Consider the following 21,684-nt stretch of genomic DNA (forward strand, 5'->3'; position numbering starts at 1 on the left):
TATGGATAATAGACCTATAGGAGTATTTGATTCAGGAATTGGTGGACTAACAGTACTTAAAGAAATAGTAGAACAGCTTCCAGGAGAGGATATAGTATATTTTGGAGATACAGCTAGGATCCCCTATGGAACTAGATCTAAAGAGACTGTGATAAAATATTTTTTTCAATCAGTTAGATTTTTATTAACAAAAGAGATAAAAGCAATAGTAGTTGCTTGTAATACAGCTTCTGCATTAGCTATGGAGGAAGCACAAAAGGTATTTGATATACCATTCATAGGAGTAGTAGAGCCAGGTTCAAAGGCTGCAGTAGCTTCCACTAAAAATGCTACCATAGGAGTTATAGGTACAGAAGGGACTATAAACAGTGGAGCCTATCAAAAAAAAATAAGGCAAATGCTTCCTTCCGCAGAAATAATAGGCATATCTTGTCCTTTATTTGTACCTATAGTGGAGGAAGGTTGGGAAAATTCAGATGTGGCATATATAGCAGCAAAAAAATATTTATTAGAGTTAAAAGAGCATAATATAGACTCATTGGTATTAGGATGTACCCATTATCCAGCTCTTAGATACACTATCAATAAAGTATTAGGGGATAAAGTAATCCTTATAAATCCAGCCTATGAAACAGCTAAAGCTACTAAGAACATGTTAAAGGATAGAAATCTATTGTCTAACAAAATAGATGGAGGTAAATGTAATTATTTTGTAAGTGACGACCCAGAAAAGTTTAAACGTATAGGAGGAAATATACTTAGGAAAGAGATAGCTTTTGTTCAAAAGATAAATATAGAAAATTTATAGGCACTAATTAGTGCCTATAATTAGGCAGTTGGTGCCCAAATTTAAGCACAAAGGGGGATTGGAATATGAAAGATTTATTTTTTAAGGAAAACATATTAGAGATTTTAGATTATATAGAAGAAGGCATACACATTATAGATGATAAAGGAAGAATAGTATATCATAATTTATTTGGTCAAAAAATCGATGGAATAGATAGAGAAAAAGCTATAGGAAGGCATCTATTGGAAGTATACCCTTCTCTTACCTATGAAACTTCTACACTTTTAACAGTTATGAAAACAGGGAAACCCATATTGAAAAAAGAGCAAACTTTTATAAACTACAAAGGAGAAAAAATAACTACTATAAATTCATCTATCCCTATAAAAAATAATGGGAAAATACTAGGAGCATTAGAGATATCTAAAGATATTACTCAAGTTAGAGAAATGTCAGAAAAAATAGTAGATCTGCAAAGTCAATTATATAACAATAATATTCGCCCAACAAAACAAGAAGAAGGGACAGCAAAATATACCTTTATAGATATAATAGGGGAAAATGAGCAAATGTTAGAGTTAAAGAAAATAGCTTTAAAAGCGGCTAAAACTGATGCACCAGTTTTAATATATGGAGAAACTGGAACAGGGAAAGAGCTATTTGTCCATTCTATACACAACTCAAGTCATAGAAAAGACAATCCTTTCATTACTCAAAATTGTGCAACATTACCAGCTAACTTATTAGAGAGTATATTATTTGGAACTGTAAAAGGTGGTTTTACTGGAGCAGAAGATAGAAAAGGATTATTTCAATTAGCCCATGGAGGTACATTATTTTTAGATGAGATAAATTCTATGCCTTTAGAGCTACAATCTAAATTATTACGAGCTATACAAGATGGTACTATAAGAGCAGTAGGAGGAACAAAAACTATAAATGTAGATGTAAGAATAATAAGTGCCACAAACATTCCACCAGAAGAAGCAGTAAAAAAAGGATTAATGAGAAAAGACCTATACTATAGATTAAATGTAATAAATTTAAACATCCCTCCTTTAAGAGAAAGAAAAGATGACATTCCAATACTTACCGATTATTTCATTAAAAAATTAAATAAAAAATTAAATAGATCAGTAAAAGGAGTTTCCAAGGAAGTTATGAATATATTTTTAAAACATCCTTGGGAAGGAAATGTAAGAGAATTAGAAAACCTATTGGAAGGGATAATAAGTATACAAGATGTGGAATTTATAGAGAAAAAGCACTTACCAGCTAAATTTAAACATAAAGAAGATAAAATCTTGGAACCTTTCTCCTTAAAGGAAACTTTAGAAGAAATAGAAAAGGATTTCATAAGCAAAGCTTTAGAAAAAACAGATTATAACATTAGTAAAGCAGCAGAAAAATTAAACATTCCTCGACAAACTCTCCAATACAAAATATCCAAATATGATTTAAAAAAATAATAATAAGTATAAAAATTGGTGCCTGGCACCAATTTTTATACTTATTTTGCCGAAAAATAGGCAGTAAAATTTAATATTTATATTATTTTTATCAAAGTAGTAAGATTTAACAGGGTTTTATATGAAAAATATTGGCATGAATATTGCATCAATTAATATTACAAGAATTAATATTATGAAAAAGGAGGAATCATCTATGGAAAAAGGATGCCCATATGGAACTCATAGAGTATTGGAACCAAAGGGGGTTTTACCTCAACCAGCGTTAAAATTAGATAATAATATGGATGAAATATACGATAATGAAATTTTAATCGATGTACAAACTTTAAATATTGATTCAGCAAGTTTTACTCAAATAAAAGAACAAGCTAAGGGAGATATAGAGGAAATAAAAAGAATAATGAAAAACATAGTAGATGAAAGAGGTAAACATCAAAATCCAGTAACTGGTTCAGGGGGAATGTTAATAGGAACTGTTGAAAAGATAGGACCTGCTTTAGAAAGAAAGATAGATTTAAAAGTGGGAGACAAAATTGCAACTTTAGTATCCTTATCCCTAACACCTCTTAGAATAGATGAATTTATAGAAGTAAGACCAGAAGTAGATCAAGTAGATATAAAGGGTAAAGCAATATTGTTTGAATCAGGAATATATGCAGTATTACCTGACGATTTACCAGAAAACTTAGCTTTATCTGTACTAGATGTAGCAGGAGCACCAGCTCAAACAGCTAAACTTGTTAAACCAGGAGACACAGTAGTAGTACTTGGAGGAACAGGAAAATCTGGTATGCTTTGTTTACATGAAGCTAAAAAAAGAGCAGGTGTTACAGGAAAAGTTATATGTATAGGTTCTAGAGATGAAACTATAGCAAGGACTAAAAAGGCAGATTTAGCAGATCATTATATAAAAGCTGATGCTACCGATGCAGTAGGTTTGATGAATAAAATAAAAGAACTTACCGATGGAGAGATGGCAGATATAGTTATAAATACTGTAAATATACCTAATACCGAGATGAGTAGTATATTAGCTACTAAAGATAAAGGAATAGTATATTTCTTTAGTATGGCGACCAGTTTTACTAAAGCAGCTTTAGGTGCAGAAGGTGTAGGAAAAGATATAACTATGATAATAGGAAATGGATATACTGAAGGGCATGCTGAAATAGCTTTAGAGATAATGAGAGAAAACGAGAAATTAAGAGATATATTTGAAAAGTTATACGCTTAAAAAGTGTTTCATGTTATATTTTAAAAGGAGGATATAAAATGAGATCCTATAAGGATATTGAATTGTGGAAAGATGTTACTGACGATCAATGGTATGATTGGAAGTGGCAAGTTGCAAATAGGATTACTGATGTGAAAACCTTAAAGAAAGTAATAAACATATCGGATGAGGAAGAGAAAGATATAGAAGCTGTACTTAAAAAATTTAGAATGGGAATTACACCTTACTATGCATCATTAATGGATCCAGATGATAAAAATTGTCCTATTAGAAAACAAGCAGTGCCTACTATCATGGAAACTTACGAAAGTATAGCAGATATGGAAGATCCATTAGCAGAAGATATAGATTCACCAGTACCTGGCATAACCCATAGATATCCTGACAGAGTACTATTTTTAATCACAGATCAATGCTCCATGTACTGCAGACATTGTACTAGAAGAAGATTTGCAGGGCAAAAAGATTCAGAAGCACCAAAAAAAAGGATAGATCAAGGAATTGAATATATAAGGAATACACCTCAAGTAAGAGATGTACTATTATCAGGTGGAGATGCACTATTAGTATCAAATGATAGATTAGAATATATAATAAAAGAATTAAGATCTATACCTCATGTGGAAATTATAAGAATAGGTACTCGTGCTCCAGTAGTAATGCCTATGAGAATTACTGATGATTTAGTAAATATGTTAAAGAAATATCATCCTATATGGTTAAATACTCATTTCAATCATCCAAAAGAAGTTACAGAAGATTCTAAAGAAGCTGCAAGGAAGATGGCAGATGCAGGAATTCCTTTAGGAAATCAATCAGTACTATTAAGAGGAGTAAACGATTGCCCTCACATAATGAAAGAACTAGTTCATAAACTAGTGATGATGAGGATTAGACCTTACTATATATATCAATGTGATCTATCCATGGGAATAGAGCATTTTAGAACTAAAGTAGCCAAAGGTATACAGATAATTGAAGCATTAAGAGGACATACTTCAGGATTTGCAGTACCAACATTTGTAGTGGATGCACCTGGAGGTGGTGGAAAAATACCAGTTATGCCACAGTATTTAATAAGCCAATCTCCTGAAAAGGTAGTATTGAGAAACTACGAAGGAGTAATTACCACTTATACAGAACCTCAAATGGTAGAAGAGCCTTGCAACTGTCCAGTCTGCAGAAAAGAAAGGGAAGGACGAACAACAGGTGTAGCAGAACTACTTGAAAGCAAAGAAGTAAAATTTTTAGAACCAAATAATCTAGAAAGAAAGCAAAGAAAAGCTTAAGCAATAATAGGAGGAAATATATTGTTATTAGAACATATTAATAATAAATATAAAATAGTGTCCATAGTAGGTATGGCAAAAAATAGTGGTAAAACTGTAACTTTAAACCATCTGATTCAAGAAGCTATAGTGGAGGATGTAAAGTTAGGTATTATATCTACTGGAAGGGATGGAGAAAGGGTAGATGTAATTGCTGAAACAGAAAAGCCTAAAATATATGCTGAAGTTGGTACTATTGTAGCTACTACTACTGAATTATTACCTTTAGGGGATGCAAATATAGAAATAATTAATGTAACGGATTTTAGAACTCCATTAGGAGAAATATTAATAGGTAGGGTAAAGGATAGTGGCTATATTCAAATAGCTGGACCTCAAACTATAAAAGAGATAAAAAAAGTAGCTGATTTTATGTTAAAAATTGGAGCAGAATTAGTTATAATAGATGGAGCTTTAGATAGGAGAACATCAGCTGCTCCTTCCATTAGTGATGCCACTATTCTATCCACTGGTGCAGTTTTAAGTAGGGATATAAATAAAGTCATAGAAAAAACTTTACATGTAGTAAATTTATTTAATATTCCCCCTGTAGAAGATGATAAAGTAAGGGAAGTAATAGAGGAGATTATGGATAAAGGACAAATAGCCATAATAGATAAAAATTTAAATACAATACCTTTAAATATAAAGACAGCATTAAACTGTGGTCATATAATAGGGGATCATCTAAATGAGGATTCTAGATATTTGGTGATTCCCGGTTCCCTTGTAAAAAGTACAGTAGAAGGTATTATAAATACTACTAAAATGTATAAAAACATAGATATTGTAGTAACTGATGGAACTAAGATATTTATAGAACCAAAAGATTGGTTGAAATTTAATAGATATGGAATAAATGTAAAGGTTTTGTATCCTATAAATTTAGTGGCTATAACTGTAAATCCCTATGCTCCTCAAGGTTACTATTTTGAACCTAATGTTTTGCTAGAAAAGATGAGGCATTATATAAAGGATATTCCTGTTGTAGATGTAATGCTAGGTGGTGATTAATATGGAATTTATGGATCCTTCAACGGAAAAGGCATTGGATTTTCAGTATATATTAAATAAAATAAACACTAAAACTCCCTATGGGAAAATATATAAGAGAAATATGAGAGCATTTTTGCCTGGAGAAGAGGAAAAATTAATAGAAGAATTAAATAAAGTAGAAAGTTATATTCCTTTTGTAAAAGATAAACAATTTATGAAACAAATAGATCATATATTTGGACATATAAAGGATTTAAGGACATCCATAAGAAAAGCAAACAATGGAGGAATTTTATCAGAAGTAGAATTGTTTGAAATAAAAAATTTTTTATATTTAGTTAAAGATTTATATCATTTACTAAAAAAACAGAAACTTCCTTCATGGAGTGATATAAAAATTCAGCCTATTGATAAGTTAGAAAAATATTTAGATCCAGAAGATACTGGACTTTCTACTTTTTATATATATGATTCCTATTCAGAAGAATTAAGGAAAATTCGCCAATATAAAAGAGAAGTAGAAAGAGAAATAAAAAGAGAAAAAAGATATTTAAAAAAAAGAATAGAAGAAGATTTAAACATAAAACTAAGACCTGATGGAACTATAATACTTCCTAAAGATGATAAAAAATTAATAGAGAAAATAGAAAATCATCCTCATTTAGCATATGTATCAGAAACCTATATAAACATAAAATATTCCATTAAGCCAACAGATAATATGACTTTATTAGAAAGGCAATATTTAATATTGAAAGATAAAGAGGAAAGAGAAGAATACAGAATAAGAGAAGAATTATCCAAACAAGTAGGTAGAAGATCTAAAGATCTGTTTAGAAATATTGCAAGTATTGGGAAGATAGATTTTATATTAGGAAAAGCAATATTTGCCATAGAAATTAATGGAATAAAGCCCAATATCATTAGTGATCATATGATAAAAATAGTAGAAGGTCGCCATCCAAAAATAGAAGAAATATTAAAAGAAAAAGGGCTAAACTTTACCCCAATAACCATAGAACTAAAAGAAGGAGTAAGTTGTATAACAGGACCTAACATGGGTGGAAAAACTGTAAGCCTTCAGTTGGTTGGTTTACTTACAGCTATGGCTCAACATGGATTGATGGTACCTGCTAAAGAAATGACATTAGGGCTAAACCAATTTATTAAGACTTCCATAGGCGATCCTCAATCCATGGATAAAGGTCTATCTACTTTTGGAGGAGAAATAAAACTAATTCAAGAAGCCATAGAACGATGTAACGAAAGAGGTTTAATTTTAATAGATGAATTGGCTCGTGGCACCAATCCAGAAGAAGGTTATGCTATATCTAGAGCTATAGTAGAATATTTAATAGATAAAAACTGTATAACTCTTTTAACCACTCATTATGATAATATAGGAAATATAGAGGATGTAATTCATTTTCAAGTAGTAGGTTTATCCAATGTGGATTTAGGGAAATTAAAACTTCAATTGCAGGATATTGAAGATGAAATAGATGCAATAAATAAATATATGGACTATAGACTAAAAAGAGTAGATGATGAAACAAAAGTTCCCAAAGAAGCTATAAATATAGCGAGCATAATGGGATTAAACAAAGAAATAATTTCTAAATCGGAAAAATACCTGGGACAGTAGGGACAGTTCTTTCTGTCCCATAAAAAAGGAGGCGAAACGTTTGGGAAAGTTAAATCTTGATCAAACAAAGATAGATAGCTCTAGAAATGCAGCAAAGAAAATAGCGGAAGATATGCAAAAATTTATAGATGAGCATACTACTACTTCAACAGAAAGAACCATAGTTAGATTATTAGGAATAGATGGGATAGATGAAATAGACAAACCCTTACCCAATGTATTGGTAGATAATATCAAAGAAGGAGGAGGGCTAGAGCAAGGAGCAGCTTATTGGCTAGGAAATGCCATAATACAAACTGGAGATACTCCTCAAGATATAGCAGAAAAAATTGGACGAGGAGAATTGGATATTACTCGTCTTCCTATTGCAAGTGAAGAAAAAATTCAAGATACTATATATGAATTAGCTAAAGAAACAGTGGATAAAATAAAACAAAATAAGAATAAAAGAGATGAATTAATTAAAAGCTTAGGAGAAGGTGAACAACCTTATTTATATGTAATAGTTGCTACAGGAAATATATATGAGGATATAGTTCAAGCTAAAGCAGCAGCATATCAAGGAGCAGATGTTATAGCTGTAATCAGAACAACTGGGCAATCCTTATTAGACTATGTACCTTATGGAGCCACTACAGAGGGATTTGGAGGTACTTACGCTACTCAAGAAAACTTTAGACTAATGAGAAAAGCACTAGATGAAGTAGGAGAAGAAATTGGTCGTTATATTAGATTGTGTAATTATTGTTCTGGACTTTGTATGCCAGAAATAGCAGCTATGGGTGCATTGGAAAGATTAGACATGATGTTAAACGATGCTTTATATGGAATATTATTTAGGGATATAAATATGCAAAGGACTATGATAGACCAGTATTTTTCTAGAGTAATCAATGGTTATGCAGGTATAATTATAAATACAGGAGAAGATAATTATTTAACCACAGATGATGCAGTAGAGGCTGCCCATACAGTATTAGCTTCTCAATTTATAAATGAACAATTTGCACGAAAGGCAGGAATTCCTGAAGAGCAAATGGGATTAGGGCATGCTTTTGAAATGGATCCTGCTTTAAAAAATGGGTTTTTGTATGAATTAGCTCAAGCACAAATGGCTCGGGAGATATTTCCTAATGCACCATTAAAATATATGCCTCCTACTAAATATATGACAGGAAATATATTTAAAGGGCATGTACAAGATGCTATGTTCAACATGGTATCCATAATGACAGGGCAAGGCATTCAACTGTTGGGTATGTTAACTGAAGCTATTCATACTCCTCATATACATGATAGATATCTAGCTATAGAAAATGCCCAATACATCTTTAATAATGCTAGGGATTTAGGAGATGAAATACTGTTTAAAGAAGATGGGATAATTCAAAAAAGAGCTCAAGAAGTATTACAAAAAGCAGAAGATCTATTAAATGAAATAGCAGATATTGGTTTATTCCCAACTATAGAACAAGGTAAATTTGGAGGAGTAAAAAGATCCAGAACTGGAGGAAAGGGATTAGAAGGTGTGGCTAAAAAAAGTAGCGGATATTTTAACCCATTTATCCCATTGATGCTGGGAGGTGTTAAACAATGAGTCAAGTAGCACAAGTTGACTTAACTAAAGTAAAACCTTATGGGGACACACTAAACGATGGTATGGTGCAAACTAGTTTTACATTACCAGTACCCTATGGAGATGAAGCGACTGAAGCAGCTAGGCAACTAGCTAAGAAAATGGGATTAGATGAACCATCAGTGGTTTATTCTAAAGATTTAGGCATGAATTTCACTTATTTTATAGTATATGGTAAATGTATTCATACTGTGGATTATACTAAAATAGAAGTTCCTAAAGTAGATATAGAAGTGATGTCCAAAGAAGAAGTAGAACAATTTATAAAGGATAATATAAAAAGAAATGTAGTTGTAGTAGGGGCTTGTACAGGTACCGATGCTCATACTGTGGGAATAGATGCTATAATGAACATGAAAGGTTATGCTGGTCATTTTGGCTTGGAAAGATATGAAGGTATCGATGCTTATAACTTAGGAAGTCAGGTGCCCAATGAAGAATTAGTGGCGAAGGCTATAGAATTAGATGCAGATGCAATACTTGTATCTCAAGTAGTAACTCAAAAGAATGTTCATATTCCCAATCTAACAGAATTGGTAGAATTATTAGAAGCAGAAGGAATAAGGGATAAAGTAATATTAGTATGTGGTGGACCTAGAATATCCCATGAATTAGCCAAAGAGCTAGGTTATGATGCAGGATTTGGTCCAGGAACATTTGCAGAAGATGTAGCTACCTTCATAGTAACAGAAATGGGAAAAAGAGGATTAGTATAGCAATAACTTTCTTTTAAGGTGCCTGGCACCTTAAAAGAAAGTTATTATAATTTTACCACCTAGTATTTTTATCTTTTTCATAAGCTTTAACTATCATAGGTATAAATATTAATTGAATTATTATTCCAGGTAGAGCTGTTAAAGTCATACCTTTAATATATACATCTATAGGGGGCATAGGAAATCCAAATCCTTTTCCTAATATAAGTACCATTAAAGCTGCTCCTAATCTGCCAACTATCATGCTTATTATTAAAGATGGGCATAAGGTCATTTTTACTTTCCTATATAAAAGCCCAGATATAAGCCCATACAATCCTAATTCTACTATCATCACCCAAAATACTGGAACTGGTGGCATGCCTGTTAGCATATGATTAATAATAGGAGAAATAATACCAACAACAAAACCCCAAGAAGGTCCCACAATTAGTCCAGCAATCAATACAGGGATATGCATAGGAAGAAATATAGTTCCATTTAGTCCACTTATATGTATTATTGTGGGGAGTATAATTGCTAATGCTAATAACATAGCTGCAGTAACTAAATTTTTTGTATTAAACCTCATATTCCAACTCCTTTCTTTAATAAAATAGGTATTTGTCTTATTATACTATTATTTTATGAATTTTCCAATAGCAAAAACTTGCATGAAAATCTATATTGGTGTAGATTATTAATAGATATTGATTATAATGGACTAATTCTTATTAAAATGGGGGATAGAATATGTTATTTGCAATATTACTAATTTTAAAAATATTTTTATTTATAAATATAACTGATATTAAATATAATAGAGGTATCATACTATTAATTAGTACTTTAATAACTTTATTCTTTTTTACTCTAATATATTTAAGCAATCATAAAAAGAAACAAACCATTGCTTTTTCCTTTTATAATATTATGTCAGCATTTATGTTTGTTGATGTGATGTACTATAGTTTTTTTAATTCATTACCGTCCATTGCTATGTTGAAACAGTTTAGCGAAGTAACTGCAGTAGGAGATAGTATATTAGCATTATTATCTTTTAGAAATCTATTATTTTTGTTGGACATCCCCTTTTTAAAAATATACTCTAATAAAAAGAGAAAAAAATTAGCAGAAAAAAATAAAAGTTACAAAACCTATATAAGATGGGGAATTCCAGGAGGAATTGCATTAGCTTTGATTCTCATATTTAGCTATTTAGCTTTCAATGATATGATAGAACCTATAGCAAGACAAGAAATATATAGTTATCATATTAAAGATATAAAGGATACAATAATAGGTGAAGATATTGTAGAAGGAAGGGGAATATTTACTCAAGAAGATTTAGAAGAGCTTAAAGAAAGAACAAAATTAGAAGAAGGAAAATATACAGGCATAGGCAAAGGGAAAAATTTATTAGTCATACAAGTGGAAGCTTTACAGGACTTTCCTTTAAATAGATATTATGATGGGCAGGAAATAACTCCAAATTTAAATAAATTCATAGAACATGAAAGCACCATTTATTTTAACAATTACTATCAGTTAATAGGTAGAGGAAATACTGCTGATGCAGAATTTGTATCTAATAATTCGTTGTACCCTTCCATGGAAGATCCAACTTATAAACAATATTATAATAATACCTTTTACGGACTACCATGGATACTAAGAGATAATGGATATACTGCTTGGGTTTTTCATGGATATAAAAAGGAATTTTGGAACAGAAGTAAAGCATATCCTAATCAAGGATTTGAAAGATTTATATCTGAGGAGGATTATGATTTAGTAGAAACTATAGGATTTGGTTTAACTGATGAACAGTTTTTTAAACAAAGTATGGATTATCTAAAGGAATTGGATAGTATAGATGATAATCCTTTCTATGCATTTATGATAACTTTAACTAGTCATACTCCTTTTAAAATGCCTGATGAATATAAAGAATTAAATATACGAGAAGAACATGAAAATACCATATTAGGGGATTATCTTCAAGCTATTCACTATACAGATAAAGCTTTAGGGCAGTTCTTTGAAGCACTAAAAGAAGAAGGTTTATATGAAGACACAGTAATAGCTTTATATGGAGATCACTTTGCTATAACAGGTCTTAACGATTCAGGAGTAGAATTGATGACTGACTTTTTAGGGTACCCTTATGATATAGATGAGATGTTTAAAGTTCCTTTATTGATTCATGTTCCAGGAGAAAATATAAAAGAAACTGTAAGTAAAATAGGTAGCCAACTAGATTTTTTGCCTACCATATTAAATATAATGGGATACCAAAATGAAAAGGGAATAATGTTTGGCAAAGACTTGTTAAACTATGAGGGAGAAAACTATGTGGCTCCTCAAACTTATGTACTTAAAGGTTCTTTTATAGATGATGAAGTTATATTTTTAATGTCTAGAGATGGTATATTTGAAAATTGTATTGCAAAAGATAATAAAACTAAACAAAAAATAGATGTAGCACCATTTAGGGAAAGATATGAGAGTATAATTGCTGATATAAATAAATCTGACTATATACTCAAAAATGATTTAATAAAATTTCTTATAGAAAATGAAGGAGAAATGGATTTTGATGCTTTAATTGAATCAGATATCCCAGACTATGAAAAAATTGGATATTTAAACTATAAACCATTAGAAAGATTAGATACACTCTATTATGTAGGGTATAGGCTGTTAGCAGTAGATATAGAATGGTATCCAGACAAAAAGACCATATTATTAGATGATGGAGTAGACAAAAGACCTATGGTAGAAGGCTCTATCGAAGAATATAAACAGGTTTTAGATCAATATAGAGATGATCAAAATACATTAGAAGATTTAATTAATTGGATGAAAAAACATGAGGATACTTATATACTTTTAAGAAGTAAAGAACTAGATGAATCCATATTTTTAAAAGTAATAGAGGATTATCCAGAACTAAGGGATAGATTTATAGTAGAGATGAAGGATTTTGAACAATATATAAAATTATCTAATAAAGCATTTAAAAACATAATATTAAATGTAGCAGATACAGAATATACAGACGAAGAAATATTGGATTTTTTAAATAGGAATAATTTATATGGAATAATAATAGATAGGAAACAAGCTAAAGATTCCTTATACAAGAAGTTAAAAAAATTAGGTATAAATATATATATTTATTAACTGGGACAATGGGATAGCCCTCATTGTTCCAGTTAATAAATTTACTTCAATGTGCTACTTTTATAGTTTAGGAAATCTAACTTTATTTTTCTAATTTATATCCAGAAATTTTATTTACAATTAACGCAATTGCACCATCTCCTGTAACATTAGTAGCAGTACCAAAGCTATCTTGAGCTACATACAATGCAATCATTAATGAAAGCATAGATTGGGAGAATCCAAGCATTTTTTCCAATAACCCTAAAGCTGCAATAACAGCTCCACCAGGTACCCCAGGAGCAGCTACCATGGTAATGCCTAACATCATTATAAATGGTAGCATAGCCTTAAAGCTAATAGTCATACCATTTAACATCATAATAGCCATAGAACAGCAAACTATTGTCATAGTACTTCCTGATAGATGAATAGTAGCACATAAAGGAATTACAAAATCAGCTATTTCACCTTGCACTCCATTTTTTTTAGTTTGTTGCAAAGTAACAGGAATAGTAGCTGCAGAAGATTGAGTACCAATAGCTGTAAGATATGCTGGTATCATGTTTTTTAATAATTTAAAAGGATTTCCTCCTGCAACAGTTCCACCAATTATAAATTGTATAATTAATACTGTTATGTGAAGTAAAATTATCATAGCAAATACTTTAGAAAATACGGATAAAATGGTTACTACTTGTCCAGCATAGGTCATATTAGCAAATATCCCTAATATATGAACAGGTAAAAGAGGTATAATCAAGCTGGATATCAGTTTTTCTACTATAGCTTGAAATTCATTCATGAATTTTTTAATAGTATCCCCTTCTATAGCTGCAATTCCAACTCCAATAGTAAAAGCAATTAACAAAGCTGTCATTACATCAAATATTGGTGGCATTTCTACTTCAAAGAAAGGTTTCAAAAGGGCTTCATCAGGGTTAACTGATCCCATATTAAAAAGTCCAGGAGTTAAAAATTTAGGTAGTATTGTAGAAGAAGTAAAATATGCTAAAGTACCAGAAAAAATAGTAGAACCATAAGCTAGAGCAGCAGTTATAGCTAAAAGTTTTCCTGCTTCTTTACCTAAATCTCCAATTCCAGGAGCTACAAATCCTATTATTATTAAAGGAATAGCAAAGCCAAGGAAATTTCCAAACAGTCCATTAAAAGTGGCTAATATCCTAACAAACCATGCTGGAGCAAAAGTTCCTATGATTATTCCAAGAACAATGGCAATAATTAATCTAGGTAATAATCCTAATTTTTTCATTATTAAATCCTCCTTGTTTAACTATATTTTGTGAAATTTAATTTAAAATGGTGTCTTATTCCTGTGTTTCCTATAAGTAGCACCTTGAAATTTAGTTAATTACTAAAATATCATAGTAAATATAAAAAATAATGTCAAGATGAGATTTATTAATGAAATGTTTATCTTGACTATAAAGTTTATACTTTCAGTATAGTAGTTATATGTATAATTTTGAAAAATATACGGAATATGATATAACATTATAGTATAGATATGATATAAAAATATTTGGAGGAATAAATAGAAATGCTGATTTTATTACTTATACTAAAAATATTATTATTTATGCATGTAACTAATGTACAATACAATAGACTTATTATATTTTTAACAAGTACATTAATTGTATTATTTTTATTTAGTTGGATATATCTTAGCAAAAATAAAAAGAAACAAACTTTAGCCTTTAGCTTTTATAATATAATATCAGCACTTATGTTTGCTGATGTAATGTACTATACTTATTTTAACGCACTACCTTCTGTGAAGATGTTAAAACAATTATACCTATTACCAGCAGTAGGGGATAGCATTAAATCTATATTTACATTTACTAATTTTCTTTTTTTAGCAGATATACCATTTTTAATATTTTATTCTAAGTGGAAGAAAAAAAAGATTAGAAAAGAAAATAAAAAATATAATAAAATTTTTAGATGGGGGATACCAGGAACTATTGCATTGATATTGGTAATATTATTTTCATTTTTAATTAAAAATGAATTATTTGGACCAGTAACTAATCAAGAATTGTTTACTTATCATATAAAAGATATTAAGAAAACTATACTAGGAGATGAAGAAATAGTTCAAGGAATAGAATCATTTACTCAAAAGGATTTAGAAGAATTAAAAGATAGAACTTATTTGGATGAGGGAAAATACACTGGTGTAGGTAGAGGGAAAAATTTAATAGTAATTCAAGTAGAAGCACTACAAAATTTTGTTATAAATCACTATTACGATGGACAGGAAATAACTCCAAATTTAAATAAATTAATACAACAACAAGGCTCCTTATATTTTGATAAATACTATCAGTTAATAGGCAGAGGAAATACTGCTGATGCAGAATTTGTATCCAATAATTCTTTGTATCCATCCATGGATGAACCTACTTATACCCAATACGAAGAAAATACCTTTTATGGGCTTCCTTGGGTATTAAGGGATAATGGATACACTGCTTGGGTATTTCATGGGTATGAGAAGGAATTTTGGAATAGAAGTAGAGCATACCCTAATCAAGGATTTGAAAGGTTTATATCTGAGGAGGATTATGATTTAATAAAAACCATAGGATTTGGTTTAACTGATGAACAGTTTTTTAAACAAAGTATGGATTATCTAAAAGAATTGGATAGTATAGATGATAATCCTTTTTATGCATTTATGATAACTTTAACTAGTCATAATCCATTTAAAATGCCTGATGAATATAAAGAGTTAAAAATTCGAAAAGAACATGAAAATACCATACTAGGGGATTATATTCAAGCTATTCACTATACAGATAAAGCTTTAGGACAGTTTTTTGAAGCACTAAAAAAAGAGGGTTTATATGAAGACACAGTAATAGCTTTATATGGAGATCACTTTGCCATAAATAGCTTAAACAAAGATTACCAAAAACTTATGAGTGAATACTTAGGTTATACTTATGATTTAGATGAAATGATGAAAATACCTTTAATAATTCATATACCGGGAGAAAATATAAATGAAACTATATCTAAAGTTGGAAGTCAGTTAGATTTTATGCCTACTATATTAAATATAATGGGATACCAAAATGAGAAAGGAATAATGTTTGGCAGAGATTTAATAAATTATCAAGGGGAAAGCCTAGTAGCTCCTCAAACTTATGCAGTAAAAGGCTCAGTAATAACTGATGAAATATTATTGGAAATGTCGAGAGATGGTATATTTGAAAATAGCAGAGCTTTTCGCCTAGATACTAGAGAAGAAGTGGATGTATTAGAGTATAAAGATTATCATAAGAGAGCAATAGAAGAGATAAATAAATCAGATTTTATATTAAAAAACAATCTGTTAAAAAAACTCATAGGACAGTAGGTATTTGGGACAGGGGGTCAGACCTCCTGTCCCAACTGTACTATTTTTGTAAAAAATTAGATAAAAATCGAGAATATTGGGGAGTTTTGTAGCAAAGTGTATTAACTTTATGATAATTTAGACGATATATAATATATAGATAGATGAAGGTGATCAATATGACAAGGAGGAGTTCATATGAAATTAAAAACAAGGATAATTGTGTTTACATGTATTTTATGTGTAGCAAGTATTCTTTTATCAACAATAACTAATTATAAGTTTTTAGCAGGAGAGCTTTTAAATGAAACAAAAAATAATGCAAAGAATTCAGCTAAGATCACTGCAAAGGAATTGGATAAATGGTTAAGAATACAAAAAAATTCCTTAAAAGAAATAGCAGACGCTCTTTTATATAATGATAATTTTGAATTTGATTATGTATATGGTTATTTAAGTGGTCAAGGAGAAATCAATGAAGGTAATGAATATTATGTTGGATTGCCGGATGATTCTTTAATATCAGGAGGTGGTTGGATACCGCCAGATGATTATAAGCCTACTGAAAGAGATTGGTACATAAATGCTGAAGGATCTGATGATGTAGTAATATCATCTCCCTATATAGACGCTAAAACAGGAGAAGTTACAATTACTATATCTAGAGCTCTTGAAAAAAACAACAAATTAGTAGGAGTTTTAGCATCAGATATACATTTATCCTATATACTAGGAGTTACTTCAAATATAGATTTGGGTGATTTAGGAAAAGATTCCTATGGATTTTTAATAGATGGAGAAGGAAATATCATAACCCATAAAAACAAAGCTTTCAATCCTGATCCAGAAAAAGGCTATGTAAACATAAATGAAATATTAGGTGGCAAATTAAAAGATATATCTAAAACAGAAAAAACAGCAAAAAAAGGATTAAATGAAATAAAGGATTATGATGGAAAAGAACGAGTATTTTTTGTAGAAGATATGGATGAAACTAATTGGAAAGTAGGAGTAGCCATATCAAGTGCTGAAATGTTAAAAACCTTTAAAAAATCAGTAAACAGATTAATCATGATTAGTATAATAATAGTTATAATTGCAATAATTCTTTCCACTATAATGGGAAATTCTATATCTAAACCTATTATAGAATCTGTAGAAGTAGCAAATAGAATAGAAAAGTTAGATTTAACAGAAAATATAGATGAAAAGAATTTGAAAAGGAAAGATGAAATTGGTCAAATATCATTATCCTTTCAATCCATAACAAACACTTTAAGGGAATTTACAAAGAAAATAAAAGAATCCTCAGAACAAGTAGCTTCATCCTCAGAAGAACTAACAGCCGTATCAGAAGAAGCAGCAACAGCAGCCAACAGTGTAGCAGAATCAGCCACTGAAATAGCCGTAGATTCAGAAGAACAGAAGAATGATATATTAAATGCTGTATCAGCAATAGAACAAATATCAGCACAAATTCAAGAAATATCATCAAACGCAGAAGAAATAAACAATTTAAGCCAAGAAGTATCAGGTAGTTCCGACAAAGGAAGGCATAATATAGAAAATGTAATATATCAAATGAACAATATAGTCAAAAGTACCGAAAAAGTACAAGTATCCTTAGAAGATGTAGACAACAGTTCTAAAGAGATGGATAGCATAATCCAAGTAATACAAGATGTAGCAGAACAAACTAACCTACTTGCACTAAACGCAGCAATAGAAGCAGCAAGAGCAGGAGAAACAGGCAGAGGATTTGCAGTAGTAGCAGAAGAGATAAGAAAACTAGCAGAAGAAGTACATCATTCCACAGAAGATATATACGAAATAATAAAGAAAAATCAAAACATAATAGACGAAGCAAATGAGAACATGAATATAAGCAAAGAAGAAGTAGATAAAGGGCTAATAACCATAGATGAAACAAAAGAAACATTCATAAAAATTATAGACTCAATAGACGAAATATCCAATCAGATACAAAACATAGCCCAAGCTATAAATCAAGTAGCCGAAGGTACAGAAAATGTAGTTGGATCTGTAAGTTCCATAGAACATAAATCTCAAGAAGTAGCAGAAAACATACAAAATGTATCAGCAGCAGCAGAAGAACAAACAGCCTCTATGGAAGAGATAGCATCAGCAAGTGAAAGCTTAGCAATGCTTGCCCAAGATCTTCAAATGTTAATAGCAGAGATAAGAATATAACAGTACAGTTGGGACAGGGGGTCAGACCCCTTGTCCCAACTGTACTGCAACTGTACTGTATTTTGCAAAAAAATAGATAAAAGTTGAAAAAATATGTAGAAATAGGTATTAACTTTATGATAATTTAGACGATATATAATATGTAGATAGAGGAAGGTGATCAATATGACAAGGAGGAATTTGTATGAAAATAAAAACAAGGATAATTTTATTTACATGTATTTTATGTGTAGCAAGTATTCTTTTATCAACAATAACCAATTATAAATTTTTAGGAGGAGAGCTTTTAAATGAAACAGAAAATAATGCAAAGAATTCAGCTAAGATCACTACGAAGGAATTGGATAAATGGTTAAGCATACAAAAAAATTCCCTTAAGGAAATGGCAGATGCAATAGGTTATAACAATAATTATGAATTTGATTATATATACCAGTATTTGAAAAGTCAAGAAGAGGTAAATGAAGGGAATAATTATTTTATTGGTTTATCAGATAATTTTTTTGTTTCAGGATCTGGTTGGATTCCACCAGATGATTATAAACCCATTGAAAAGGATTGGTACATAGATGCTAAAAATACTGATGATGTAGTAGTGTTTTCTCCATATATTGATTCTAGAACTGGGGATATTGTAATTACTATTTCTAAAGCTATTAAAAGAAATGGTGAATTAATAGGAGTTTTAGGTTCGGATATATTTGTTGATCATTTAGTTGAGCTTGTTTCAAGTATGGATTTAGGAAAAGATTCCTATGGATTTTTAATAGATGGAGAAGGAAATATCATAACTCATAAAAACAAAGCTTTCAATCCTGATATAGAAAAAGGCTTTACAAACATAAATGAAATATTAGGTGGCAAATTAAAAGATATATCTAAAACAGAAAAAACAGCAAAAAAAGGATTAAATGAAATAAAGGATTATGATGGAAAAGAACGAGTATTTTTTGTAGAAGATATGGATGAAACTAATTGGAAAGTAGGAGTAGCCATATCAAGTGCTGAAATGTTAAAAACCTTTAAAAAATCAGTAAACAGATTAATCATGATTAGTATAATAATAGTTATAATTGCAATAATTCTTTCCACTATAATGGGAAATTCTATATCTAAACCTATTATAGAATCTGTAGAAGTAGCAAATAGAATAGAAAAGTTAGATTTAACAGAAAATATAGATGAAAAGAATTTGAAAAGGAAAGATGAAATTGGTCAAATATCATTATCCTTTCAATCCATAACAAACACTTTAAGGGAATTTACAAAGAAAATAAAAGAATCCTCAGAACAAGTAGCTTCATCCTCAGAAGAACTAACAGCCGTATCAGAAGAAGCAGCAACAGCAGCCAACAGTGTAGCAGAATCAGCCACTGAAATAGCCGTAGATTCAGAAGAACAGAAGAATGATATATTAAATGCTGTATCAGCAATAGAACAAATATCAGCACAAATTCAAGAAATATCATCAAACGCAGAAGAAATAAACAATTTAAGCCAAGAAGTATCAGGTAGTTCCGACAAAGGAAGGCATAATATAGAAAATGTAATATATCAAATGAACAATATAGTCAAAAGTACCGAAAAAGTACAAGTATCCTTAGAAGATTTAGACAACAGTTCTAAAGAGATGGATAGCATAATCCAAGTAATACAAGATGTAGCAGAACAAACTAACCTACTTGCACTAAACGCAGCAATAGAAGCAGCAAGAGCAGGAGAAACAGGCAGAGGATTTGCAGTAGTAGCAGAAGAGATAAGAAAACTAGCAGAAGAAGTACATCATTCCACAGAAGATATATACGAAATAATAAAGAAAAATCAAAACATAATAGACGAAGCAAATGAGAACATGAATATAAGCAAAGAAGAAGTAGATAAAGGGCTAATAACCATAGATGAAACAAAAGAAACATTCATAAAAATTATAGACTCAATAGACGAAATATCCAATCAGATACAAAACATAACACAAGCTATAAATCAAGTAGCCGAAGGTACAGAAAATGTAGTTGGATCTGTAAGTTCCATAGAACATACATCTCAAGAAGTAGCAGAAAACATACAAAATGTATCAGCAGCAGCAGAAGAACAAACAGCCTCTATGGAAGAGATAGCATCAGCAAGCGAAAGCTTAGCAATGCTTGCCCAAGATCTTCAAATGCTTATAGCAGAGATAAGGATGTAATAAAATATGGGACAGGGGGTCAGACCCCTTGTCCCAGACCCCCTGTCCCAAAACTATCTTTTTTTATGTCCTAAAATGGCGAATAAATAAAGGAAAATACTATAAAATGTAGAAATATATATGAGGAGGTGTTAGCTAATATGCCTAGATATTTGCGACCAAAATCAGCCACCGGAATATATCATGTGATGTTAAGAGGCATTAACAGAATGAATATTTTTTTTTATAAAGAAGATAAGCTAAAATTTTTAGATACATTAATAAGGATGAAATCTAATGGCGAGTACATATTGTATGGTTATTGCATAATGGACAACCATGTACATTTATTAATAAAAGAAGAAAAAGAGTTATTATCTCAAACAATGAAACGGATAGGCGTTAGCTATTCACTTTATTATAATAAAAAATATGAGAGAGTAGGGCACCTGTTTCAAAATAGATTTAGAAGTGAATGTATAGAGACAGATGGTAGATTATTAACATGTTTAAGATATATCCACAACAATCCTGTAAAAGCCCATATGGTAAAAAACCCCTCAGCTTATCCATGGAGTAGTTATAACATATACATAAATAAAATGGAAAATAAGTATAATATCATATCACCAGAACTAATATTAGATATATTCTCTGAAAACAGAATAGAAGCAATAAAAAAATTTATAGACTTTTCTAGGCAAAAATGTAACAGGACTTTTGTAGATTTAGAAGAAGTAGAAGAAGAACCAAAAAGTTCCTATATGAAAAAAATCTTAGATATACTTAAAGATTATGATTTAGATATAGAAGATATAGCTAAATTAAAAGATAGGAATATTAGAAATCAAATAATAAAAGAAATACATCAACATACTAATATGTCTACAAGAGAAATGTCCAATATAATTGGTTGGAGTAAAAGCACAATAGATAGAGCATTAAAGGAATAAAATATGGGACAGGAGGTCTGAC

15 protein-coding genes are annotated in these 21,684 nt (G+C 30.3%); 13 read left to right on the plus strand and 2 right to left on the minus strand.

All coding sequences use genetic code 11. The annotated features are described in order from the left end of the window. Position 1: 1 nt before the first annotated feature. The 8 genes from murI to kamE all read left to right on the plus strand — a co-directional run bounded on the left by murI (position 2) and on the right by kamE (position 9,817). A complete protein-coding gene (gene murI, locus JL105_RS00815) occupies positions 2-808 on the plus strand; it encodes a glutamate racemase (protein WP_132027902.1) in 807 nt (268 codons plus the stop codon). Positions 809-873: 65 nt separating this feature from the next. Beyond that, complete coding sequence (locus JL105_RS00820) at positions 874-2,259, plus strand: sigma-54 interaction domain-containing protein (protein ID WP_132027904.1); 1,386 nt, start codon at positions 874-876, stop codon at positions 2,257-2,259. A 121-nt stretch (positions 2,260-2,380) separates the two neighbouring features. Beyond that, complete coding sequence (kdd, locus tag JL105_RS00825) at positions 2,381-3,496, plus strand: L-erythro-3,5-diaminohexanoate dehydrogenase (protein WP_273542367.1); 1,116 nt, start codon at positions 2,381-2,383, stop codon at positions 3,494-3,496. Between the two features lie 38 nt (positions 3,497-3,534). Then, positions 3,535-4,785: a lysine 2,3-aminomutase gene (gene kamA, locus JL105_RS00830; protein WP_132027906.1), complete on the plus strand. Its 1,251-nt coding sequence runs from the start codon at positions 3,535-3,537 to the stop codon at positions 4,783-4,785. A 21-nt stretch (positions 4,786-4,806) separates the two neighbouring features. Beyond that, complete coding sequence (gene kamB / locus JL105_RS00835) at positions 4,807-5,838, plus strand: lysine 5,6-aminomutase reactivase subunit KamB (protein ID WP_132027908.1); 1,032 nt, start codon at positions 4,807-4,809, stop codon at positions 5,836-5,838. A 1-nt stretch (position 5,839) separates the two neighbouring features. Continuing rightward, on the plus strand, positions 5,840-7,465 hold the full coding sequence (kamC, locus tag JL105_RS00840) for a lysine 5,6-aminomutase reactivase ATPase KamC (RefSeq protein WP_132027910.1): 1,626 nt from the start codon (positions 5,840-5,842) through the stop codon (positions 7,463-7,465). A gap of 40 nt (positions 7,466-7,505) precedes the next feature. Beyond that, positions 7,506-9,062 carry a lysine 5,6-aminomutase subunit alpha gene (gene kamD / locus JL105_RS00845; protein ID WP_132027912.1) on the plus strand — a complete coding sequence of 519 codons (1,557 nt, stop codon included), beginning with the start codon at positions 7,506-7,508 and terminating at the stop codon, positions 9,060-9,062. Beyond that, positions 9,059-9,817: a lysine 5,6-aminomutase subunit beta gene (kamE, locus tag JL105_RS00850; RefSeq protein ID WP_132027914.1), complete on the plus strand. Its 759-nt coding sequence runs from the start codon at positions 9,059-9,061 to the stop codon at positions 9,815-9,817. Before kamD ends, kamE begins: the two co-directional genes overlap by 4 nt. 52 nt (positions 9,818-9,869) lie before the next feature. On the opposite strand, the gene JL105_RS00855 is transcribed toward kamE, so the two are convergent. Next, positions 9,870-10,388: an ECF transporter S component gene (locus JL105_RS00855; protein WP_132027915.1), complete on the minus strand. Its 519-nt coding sequence runs from the start codon at positions 10,386-10,388 to the stop codon at positions 9,870-9,872. A 161-nt stretch (positions 10,389-10,549) separates the two neighbouring features. Here JL105_RS00855 and JL105_RS00860 point away from each other — a divergent pair, with 161 nt between their 5' ends. Further along, positions 10,550-12,982 (plus strand): sulfatase-like hydrolase/transferase, encoded by a 2,433-nt coding sequence (locus JL105_RS00860; protein WP_132027917.1) that lies wholly within the window; start codon positions 10,550-10,552, stop codon positions 12,980-12,982. Positions 12,983-13,064: 82 nt separating this feature from the next. Here the strand turns inward: JL105_RS00860 and JL105_RS00865 are convergent, their stop codons facing one another. Beyond that, positions 13,065-14,234, minus strand: a complete 1,170-nt coding sequence (locus JL105_RS00865) for a dicarboxylate/amino acid:cation symporter (RefSeq protein WP_132027919.1) — start codon at positions 14,232-14,234, stop codon at positions 13,065-13,067. Positions 14,235-14,522: 288 nt separating this feature from the next. On the opposite strand from JL105_RS00865, the gene JL105_RS00870 reads away from it, so the two are divergent. The 4 genes from JL105_RS00870 (at position 14,523) to JL105_RS00885 (ending at position 21,662) form a co-directional block, all read left to right on the plus strand. Next, the gene (locus JL105_RS00870; RefSeq protein ID WP_132027920.1) at positions 14,523-16,352 is read left to right on the plus strand and encodes an LTA synthase family protein; all 1,830 of its coding nucleotides are present in this window, start codon (positions 14,523-14,525) and stop codon (positions 16,350-16,352) included. Positions 16,353-16,529: 177 nt separating this feature from the next. Continuing rightward, positions 16,530-18,542, plus strand: a complete 2,013-nt coding sequence (locus JL105_RS00875; RefSeq protein WP_202690543.1) for a methyl-accepting chemotaxis protein — start codon at positions 16,530-16,532, stop codon at positions 18,540-18,542. A 184-nt stretch (positions 18,543-18,726) separates the two neighbouring features. After that, positions 18,727-20,730, plus strand: coding sequence for a methyl-accepting chemotaxis protein (locus JL105_RS00880; protein ID WP_202690544.1), 2,004 nt, complete (start codon positions 18,727-18,729; stop codon positions 20,728-20,730). Positions 20,731-20,870: 140 nt separating this feature from the next. Next, positions 20,871-21,662, plus strand: coding sequence for a transposase (locus tag JL105_RS00885; RefSeq protein WP_132025636.1), 792 nt, complete (start codon positions 20,871-20,873; stop codon positions 21,660-21,662). The last annotated feature ends 22 nt before the right edge of the window (positions 21,663-21,684 follow it).

Origin of the sequence: Keratinibaculum paraultunense (assembly GCF_016767175.1) — a bacterium.
Classification (GTDB): Bacteria; Bacillota; Clostridia; order Tissierellales; family Tepidimicrobiaceae; genus Keratinibaculum; species Keratinibaculum paraultunense.